The 8,451-nt window shown below is 62.7% G+C and carries 7 protein-coding genes; all 7 read left to right on the forward strand.

Features of this window, described 5'->3' with window-relative positions; genetic code table 11:
• The first annotated feature begins 6 nt into the window (after positions 1-6).
• The 7 genes from murD to ftsZ all read left to right on the forward strand — a co-directional run bounded on the left by murD (position 7) and on the right by ftsZ (position 8,400).
• A complete protein-coding gene (gene murD / locus OXT71_06815; GenBank protein ID MDE2926093.1) occupies positions 7-1,365 on the forward strand; it encodes a UDP-N-acetylmuramoyl-L-alanine--D-glutamate ligase in 1,359 nt (452 codons plus the stop codon).
• Positions 1,362-2,492 (forward strand): putative lipid II flippase FtsW, encoded by a 1,131-nt coding sequence (gene ftsW / locus OXT71_06820; GenBank protein MDE2926094.1) that lies wholly within the window; start codon positions 1,362-1,364, stop codon positions 2,490-2,492. Before murD ends, ftsW begins: the two co-directional genes overlap by 4 nt.
• Positions 2,489-3,598 carry an undecaprenyldiphospho-muramoylpentapeptide beta-N-acetylglucosaminyltransferase gene (murG, locus tag OXT71_06825; protein MDE2926095.1) on the forward strand — a complete coding sequence of 370 codons (1,110 nt, stop codon included), beginning with the start codon at positions 2,489-2,491 and terminating at the stop codon, positions 3,596-3,598. The genes ftsW and murG overlap by 4 nt, the downstream gene beginning before the upstream one ends.
• A gap of 54 nt (positions 3,599-3,652) precedes the next feature.
• Entirely contained in the window at positions 3,653-5,053 is a 1,401-nt protein-coding gene (gene murC / locus OXT71_06830; protein MDE2926096.1) for a UDP-N-acetylmuramate--L-alanine ligase, read from the forward strand.
• A gap of 20 nt (positions 5,054-5,073) precedes the next feature.
• Positions 5,074-5,886, forward strand: coding sequence for an FtsQ-type POTRA domain-containing protein (locus OXT71_06835; protein MDE2926097.1), 813 nt, complete (start codon positions 5,074-5,076; stop codon positions 5,884-5,886).
• 54 nt (positions 5,887-5,940) lie between these two features.
• Positions 5,941-7,179 carry a cell division protein FtsA gene (ftsA, locus tag OXT71_06840; protein MDE2926098.1) on the forward strand — a complete coding sequence of 413 codons (1,239 nt, stop codon included), beginning with the start codon at positions 5,941-5,943 and terminating at the stop codon, positions 7,177-7,179.
• Between the two features lie 96 nt (positions 7,180-7,275).
• Entirely contained in the window at positions 7,276-8,400 is a 1,125-nt protein-coding gene (gene ftsZ, locus OXT71_06845; protein ID MDE2926099.1) for a cell division protein FtsZ, read from the forward strand.
• The last annotated feature ends 51 nt before the right edge of the window (positions 8,401-8,451 follow it).

The raw sequence follows: 8,451 nt of genomic DNA on the forward strand, positions 1-8,451 counted from the left end.
TTGGCGATGAAGTTGTCGGGTCGAAACATCCTGGTGGTCGGACTGGCCCGGACCGGCCTGGCCGCGGCCAACTTCCTGATTGCGAAGGGGGCCCGCGTCAGCGTCACGGATCTTCGCACGAGGAATGATCTGAATGACCAGATCGCAAGGCTCCAGGGGAAGGTTCGGTTGGTCCTGGGACGTCACCGGGAAGCGGATTTCACCGGAGCCGACATGATCGTATTGAGCCCCGGGGTGCCGTCCGGGATCCCTCCGCTGGTGCGGGCCCGGGAGCGGGGAATACCGGTCTGGAGCGAGATCGAGCTGGCTTGCCGTTTCCTGAAGGGCACGCTCATCGGGGTCACGGGAACCAACGGCAAGACCACCACGACCACACTGATCGGCGAGATGCTGGCCGCGGGCCGGCGGCCCCATGTCGTGGCGGGCAACATCGGAGTCCCCCTGCTGGAGAAGCTGGAGGACGCCAATGACGAAACGGTCTGGGTCGTGGAGCTCTCATCCTTTCAACTGGAGACGACCCGGACGCTGCACTGCCGGGTGGCCGTCGTCCTCAACGTAACTCCGGACCATCTGGATCGTCACGCGAGCTTCGAAGACTACTGGCAGGCGAAGCGCCGCATTCTGCTCAACCAGGAAGCGTCGGATTTCGCCGTGTTCAACCGGGACGAACCCAATTCCAGGCGCATGGCCGACGGCGCCGAGGCACGTTCCCTCTTCTTCAGCCGGTCGGAACGGTGCGCGGGCGCTTTTTCCCGGGACGGAAAGATCTGGATTCAGGTGGACGGCGAGCCGCACCAGGTGATGGACCGGAGCCAGGTCCGGCTCAAAGGGGAACACAATCTGGAAAACGTTCTGGCCGGCGCGGCCGCCGGCTTCATGGTGGGCGTCGAACCCGAAGCGATCGCCCGTGCCTGCCGCCGCTTCGCCGGCGTGGAGCACCGCCTGGAATGGATCCGGGACCTGGAGGGCGTCTCCTTCTACAACGATTCCAAAGCCACCAACGTGGAATCGGCCGCCAAAGCCATGGAAGCCCTGGAGCAGCCCCTGGTCGCCATCATGGGGGGGACCAACAAAGGGTCCGACTTCCGGGTGCTGAGGCCGCTGGTCAAGAGGAAGGTCCGGCACCTGGTCCTTTTGGGAGAGGCCAAGGACAGTCTCGTGGAGGGGCTGCGCGGAACCGCCCCGGTGAGCGAGGTAGGAGGGTTTGAGGAAGCGGTTCGCCGGGCATTCGTCGTGGCGGTGCCCGGAGACGCGGTGCTGCTGGCCCCGGCCTGCGCCAGTTTCGACATGTTCCGCAACTATGAGGAACGGGGCAGAACCTTCAAGGATCTGGTTTCACGGTTGACCGGAGGTGAGTGGCAGTGACCCGACGAACGACGTACGACCCTGTGATTCTGTTGGTCCTCCTGGTTCTGGTGGGCTTCGGCCTGGTCATGGCCTTCAGCGCCTCCGGAATGGTGTCGCTGGACCGGTACGGCGTTTCCACCCGTATTTTCCAAAGGCAGCTGGTGAGTGTCGGTATCGGCCTGGTGGTCTTCTGGATCGCGGCGCATTGGGACTATCGGCGATATGCGACTCCCGCATTCATCTATCCGGCGCTGGCCGCCACCGTGATTCTCCTGGTTCTTCCCTTGGTGCTACCCACCGGTCAGGATGTCCGGCGCTGGATTCCGGTCGGTCCCACGAGGTTCCAACCCTCGGAACTGGCCAAGCTCGGGGTCGTGGTTTTCGCGGCCTACTACCTCACCCGATACCGCTCGAGCCTCCAGTCGTTGGCCGTGTTGGCGCCGTTGCTGGGGATTGTGGGGCTGGTCCTGGCTCTGATCGTGGTCGAGCCCGATCTGGGGACCGCCTGCGCCATCGCGCTCACGGTGGGAACGGTGCTCTTCCTGGCCGGCGTTCGCCTGATCTACCTGATCGGCCTCGCCGGCTTGAGTATTCCTGTCGTCCTGGCCCTCATTTTTAGCGCTTCCTACCGCAAGGACCGGATTCTGGCCTTCCTGAATCCGGACGTCGACCCCTCCGGCATCGGATACCAGATTCGCCAGAGCCTCATCGCCGTGGGCTCCGGCGGATGGACCGGACTGGGTCTGACCCAGAGCAAGCAGAAGCTCCATTTTCTGCCCGAGTCCCACACCGATTTCGTCTTCGCCGTCGTGGGGGAGGAGCTTGGATTGCTGGGTTCGCTCGTCATGGTGGCGCTCTTTGTTCTGCTCTTCTGGCGAGGAGTGCGGATCGCTTTCCGGGCCGACACCGATTTCGGCTCTCTGCTGGCCATGGGGATCGTGTGCATGGTGGTCCTGCAAGGCATGTTCAACATGTGCGTCGTGGTCAGCCTGCTGCCCACCAAGGGAATTCCGCTCCCGTTCGTCTCGGTCGGCGGATCCTCCATGTTGGCCATGATGGCCGGCATGGGCATCCTGCTGAACATTTCCCGCCGCTGCCGGACCGACCGGGAGGAGGCCGTTCCCCGGGACCGGGGGTTCCAGTGATCGAGCGAGGGTTGCTTTTTGCCGGAGGAGGCACCGGAGGTCATGTCTACATGGCGGTGGCGGTCATCCAGCGCCTGCGGGAGTTGGGGTCGAGTCCTGAGATTCTCTTCGTGGGAACCCGCCGGGGAATCGAAAATCGAATTCTGCCGGATATGGACGTGACGGTGGAGAGGATTTCATTGGGAGGACTCAAACGAACCGGTCTCCTGAAGGCGTTTCAAACCTTGCTGCAACTTCCGGCGGCGCTGCTCCGGGCCGCGGGAATCCTCCGCCGCTTTCGGCCCGCGGCCGTGGTGGGGCTGGGAGGCTATTCCTCCGGGCCCGTGGTCCTCGTGGCGTCCTGGATGCGAATCCCGTGTCTCGTGATCGAACCCAACGTTCACCCGGGTCTCGCCAACCGGCTATTGGCTCCCTGGGTGGACAGGGTTGCGGTGGCGTTCGAAGAAACAGCCGGACGCTTTGGACCGAAGGCCGAGTTGACCGGAATCCCGGTTCGACCCCAATTCCACCGGGACCGTAAACGTCCGAACGCGGGTGGGCCCCTCAGGGTGTTGATCTTCGGAGGGAGTCAAGGAAGCGTCGCCATCAATCGTCTGGTTTGCGAGGCACTGGAAGAGCTCTCGCCCGGCCGCATCCGGCTGATCCACCAGACGGGGCCCCGGGACCGCAGCCGGGTGGAAGAGCGTTACCGGAAGTTGGGCTTTTTCGGCGCGGTTCTGGAGTACATCCACGATATGCCGGATCGGCTGCACTGGGCCGATCTGGTGATCTGCCGGGCCGGAGCCTTGACCCTGGCCGAAGTCGCGGCGGCGGGAAAGGCCTCAATCCTGATTCCGTATCCCCATGCGGCCGATGACCACCAGCGGACCAACGCCCAAGCCCTGGTTCGCCGGGGCGCCGCCCTGATTCTGGAGGAAGGGGAGGGGGCGGGACCCGCACTTGCCCGGATGATTCGCGATTTGGACCGTGACCGTCTTCAACTCGGGGCTCTGGCCGAAGCCAGTGGAAATCTGGGCGACCCCCGGAATTGCGACCGGATCATCCAGGTGCTCGTGAAACTGGTCGACATGGAGAGGAGTGGACCGAATCGAAACCGGACACCGTAGGGGCGCCCCGCGCAGGTGCGCTCCTGGGGCCGAACGACGCCGGAGAAGATGCGAATGGAGCAGGTGAAGGGAATGGGGTCCAACCGGACGGAAGGTCTCGATCAGTTCCGGAAGGTCCATTTCGTCGGTATCGGCGGGGTGGGGATGAGCGGAATCGCCCAGATTCTGGCCCAGAAGGGTTGGGAAGTCTCAGGTTCCGACCTGGTCTGTAGCGACGCCGTATCCAGTCTCCGTTCGATCGGGGTCAGGGTCAGTATCGGACACAGCCCGGACCATCTGGGAGATGCCGAGATCGTGGCCTTTTCCAGTGCCGTCGGCAGGGACAATCCCGAACTCCAGGAGGCTCGCAGACGGGATATCACGGTGGTGCACCGGGCGGACCTGTTGGCCCGGATCATGGCCGGCGGCGAAGGGATCGCCATCTCGGGAACCCATGGCAAGACGACCACCACCTCCATGATCGGCGTGCTCATGGTCGAAGCCGGCCTGGACCCCACGATCCTGGTTGGAGCCCGGGCCGTGGACCTCGGCGGCAACGCACGTCTCGGAAAGGGGCCGTGGGTCGTAGCCGAAGCGGACGAGAGCGACGGCAGCTTCCTGAAGCTCCGGCCCAGGCACGCAGTGATCACCAACGTCGACCGCGATCATCTGGATTTCTACGGAGGACTCGAGGAAATCGGCGACGCCTTCGTCGCCTTCATGAACCTGCTCCCGGCAGACGGCCGTGCGGTCGTCTGTACCGACGATTCCAACCTCAGGCGGCTCCTGAAAAACGTTCACCGGCCCGTGATAACGTACGGCACGGCGCCTTCTGCCGACGTCTGGGCCGAGGCGGTGGAGTGGACGTCCGGAGGTTCTTCCTTCGTGTGCGTCCATCGGGGCCGCCGTTTGGGGAGGCTCCGGCTGAATGTGGCGGGCCGGCACAACGTATTGAACTCTCTGGCCGCCGTTGTGGTGGGTCTTGAGTTGCAGGTGCCCTTTGACGTGATCCGGCGGGCGCTGGGAACGTTCTCCGGCGCACAACGTCGTCTGGAGTTCAAGGGCATGCGCGGGGGGGTCCGTGTGATGGACGATTACGGTCACCATCCGGTTGAGATCCGAACCACGTTGGACGCGTGCCGCCGAATGGGACGGAGAGTGGTCGTGGTGTTTCAGCCGCACCGGTATACGCGAACCCTCCATTTGAGGTCGGAGTTGGCCGAGTGTTTCCAGGATGCGGATCTTCTTTACCTGATGGATGTCTATCCGGCAGGGGAGGCGCCTGTCGCCGGCGGGCTCGGCGAGGATCTGTACCGGGCCGTGGGCCGGCGCCGCCAGGTCTGCTATCAGCCGCAGCCCGGCGCCATGTTGCGGGCCCTGCGGGAAGACGTGATGCCGGGAGACCTGCTCCTGACGCTGGGAGCGGGCAACGTCTGGAAGATCGGAGAGGATTTTTTGAAAGGCCGGGCCGTTTGAAGGCGCCGGAAGTATAGAAGATGCCAGTCCAACGCCCTTACAAGCTGCGTAAATTGCTGATCTTTGCCGGACGCCTTCTGGGGACGGGTCTCTTGATCCTGGGGCTGCTGACGGCGCTTCGACATGCGGCTTACTCTTCCCAGGGTGGGGCGCTTTTCGGGATTCAGGATATTCGCTTCGAGGGGGCCCGGCATCTCTCCTGGCAGAAACTCAGGACGTTCATGCTTGAGACCTATTCGGGGAACATCCTGCGGGTCGACCTGGAACAGCTCAAGGATCTGGTGGAATCGGAGTCCTGGGTGAGGGCTGCGACCGTGCGCCGCCAGTTGCCCGGCCATCTCATCGTCAGTGTCCGGGAACGAGTTCCGGTGGCAGTGGCCGCAATCGACCAGGATCTCTATGTCGTCGACGAAGAGGGCGTCGTGCTGGACCGGTACGGATCCGGCCACCTGCAGTTGGATGGGCCGATTCTGAAAGGCCTGGGGAACATCGCCCGCGAGAACCCTTCCGCGACCCGGGAGAATCTCGAGAAGATGGGAATCTATTCCAGGTTGATGTCCGATCTCGGTTCTTCAGACGGGGACTATACCCTCTCCATTTCCGAGGTCCTGCTGGCGGACCCGGAGCGGATCGCCATCGTGAGGGAGGACGACCCGGTCCCCATCTACCTGGGAAGCGGCCGTTTCCGGGAGCGGTATGAGAACTTTCTGGCCCAGAAGGACATTTACCAGCAACTCAAGAAGGAGTACGGCCGCATCGAATATATCGATGTCTCCTTCGACAACAAGATCATTTTCCATACTCCGGGCGAGTCTCGTGAAAGGAGTACATAGGGGAACCGGACCGGACCGGAGATTCGCGGTCGCAAATTGGATGGAACCAGATCGATGAGGAAGAAAACGCTGGCCGGAGTTGATGTCGGAACCACCAAGATCTGTTCCGTCATCGCGCAAGTCGAGCGAGAAGTTTTTCGGGTTTCCGGGGTGGGGATGACTCCGTCGGCCGGTCTCAAGAAGGGCGTGGTCGTCAATTTGACGGAGACCATCGAATGTGTGAAGAGATCGCTCGAACAGGCGGAGCGGGACGCGCGCGTCGGGGTCGATTCGGTTTTCGTGAGCGTGGGCGGGGTCCACGTGCAGGGCCTCAACCGGTCCGGCAAGACCGACATCAGGAGCAAGACGGGCGAGATCACCAAGGAGGACATCAGTCGAGCCCTCGCCGATGCCAAATCGATTCAACTCCCCCGGGGTTACGAGGTCATTCACATGCTGACCCAGGGCTTTAACGTGGATGGACAAGGACATACCAGGGATCCGCTCGGTCTGATCGGTCGCCGTCTGTCCGTCAATCTTCATCTGGTGCTCAACGCCGCCGCCGCGCTTCAAAACGTCGTCAACGCAGTCAACAAAGTCGGCGTGGGAGTGAACGGTGTGGTGATGCAACAGTTGGCATCCGCCGAGGCCGTGCTGACCGAAGACGAAAAGGAACTCGGTGTCATCCTCTTGGATATCGGCGGGGGAACGACCGATTTCGCTTTCTACCGGCTGGGAAGCGTCTGGGAGTCGGCGGTCCTGCCCATAGGTGGAGATCTGGTCACCAAGGACATCGCCATCGGGCTCAAGGTGACCCTGGAAGAGGCGGAGCGGCTCAAGAAGGATCAAGGAACGGTCTTTCCGGAGCGGGTGGATGAAGAAGCAGTGCTTGAGATCCGCGAGATCGGGACCGGCCGCCCCCGGAGTCTCCTCTACCGGGATCTGTGCCGAGTGATTCAGGCCCGCTGCCGGGAGATTCTGTTGGAGGTGCGGAAGCTGGTGGATGGGATCCACATGCGAAGGGAAATGCTGACCGGTGTGGTGCTCACGGGCGGCGGAGCACTACTGGATGGCCTGGCGGAACAAGCCGAGGAGATTCTGGAGATTCCGGCTCGTGTCGGCTATCCCATGCCCCTGGAATCGGACAAGGATCTGGCCTTCGATCCTTCCCACGCAACGGCTCTGGGCCTGGTGAGATACGCAAAGGACATGCATGGCCCGGGGTCCGGCAACGGCGCCGGGACGATGTTGCAGGAACCCAACCGAGGCACACGGGGAGGCCTGGTGAATTGGATCTTGAAAAAGATCACTTAGCATTTTGGAAGGCGCCGCGGCCCTGAAGGCCGTTGGTGTGAAGATTCGTCTGGGAGGCAACTCATGGACCATCCGGAACTGGAAGATAACGGCAGCATGAAATGGGTCTTTGAGGACGACTTGGGAAGTGAGGCCCGTATCAAGGTCATCGGTGTCGGCGGCGGGGGTGGAAACGCCGTCAATCGCATGGTCCGGATGGGGGTCCAGGGCGTCGACTTCATAGCCGCCAACACGGACCTCCAGGCGCTCAGGCAGTCGAAAGCGGGGATCAGAATCCAACTCGGCAACAAGATCACGAAGGGGCTTGGAGCCGGCTCGAACCCTGATATCGGGCGGCAGGCCGCCTTGGAGGATACCGAGCGGATCATGGATCTGCTGGAGGGGTCGGACATGGTCTTCGTGACCGCGGGCCTCGGCGGCGGGACCGGAACCGGAGGCGGACCCCTGGTCGCGGACCTGGCCCGTCAATTGGGAGCTCTCACCGTGGCCGTGGTGACGACCCCTTTTGTTTTCGAGGGACAGCGGAGAACGCGGCAGGCGCAACGAGGTCTGGAAGAGTTGATGGAAAATGCGGACACGGTGGTCACGGTGCCCAACGAGCGGTTGTTGGATGCCTTGGCTCCCGGCACGCCGCTGGCCGATGCCTTCGCCTTCGCCGATGACATCCTCTGCCAGGCGGTTCAGGGTATCGCCGACCTCATCAACGTGCCCGGGTTCATCAATCTGGACTTCGCCGATATCAAGACCATTATGAGCGGTACGGGATTGGCCCTGATGGGGACCGGCGTGGGAGAAGGAGAAGGCCGGGCGTTGACGGCGGCCACCGATGCGGTGAGCAGTCCATTGTTGGACGACGCCACCATCCAGGGAGCCCGGGGCGTTCTCATCAACATTACCGCCAGCGACAGTCTCACTCTGCACGAGGTCAACGAAGCCAGCGGGCTGATTCAGAATGCCGCCGATCCCAACGCCAACATCATATTCGGCTCGGTTCTGGATCAGCGCATGGGGGACCGAATCAAGATCACTGTGATCGCCACTGGGTTCACCGGCTCGAAAGGCGGGCGAAGACACCAGGCCGACCTGGCCGCCGGAGACAGCCCCGGAGAGGCCTCCTCATTGGACCAGAACAATGGCAAGCCCATCGCTGTCCCCCCGATTCCGGTCATGAGCCGGGAAGTGGAAGTGCCGGCCATTCTTCGTCAGGGCCGAAGGTACTAGCCCGACTTTACCGTGTTCGCATCAGCATAGCATTGTCCTAGCGCTTGGGCC

It is taken from the genome of Acidobacteriota bacterium (assembly GCA_028874215.1).
GTDB lineage: Bacteria > Acidobacteriota > UBA6911 > RPQK01 > JAJDTT01 > JAJDTT01.

Bases quoted from the DNA above. Each gene is read 5' to 3' on its own strand.
- murD (MDE2926093.1), top strand. From the start codon at position 7: ATGAAGTTGTCGGGTCGAAACATCCTGGTGGTCGGACTGGCCCGGACC.
- murC (MDE2926096.1), top strand. From the start codon at position 3,653: ATGGAGCAGGTGAAGGGAATGGGGTCCAACCGGACGGAAGGTCTCGAT.
- OXT71_06835 (MDE2926097.1), top strand. From the start codon at position 5,074: ATGCCAGTCCAACGCCCTTACAAGCTGCGTAAATTGCTGATCTTTGCC.
- ftsA (MDE2926098.1), top strand. From the start codon at position 5,941: ATGAGGAAGAAAACGCTGGCCGGAGTTGATGTCGGAACCACCAAGATC.
- ftsZ (MDE2926099.1), top strand. From the start codon at position 7,276: ATGAAATGGGTCTTTGAGGACGACTTGGGAAGTGAGGCCCGTATCAAG.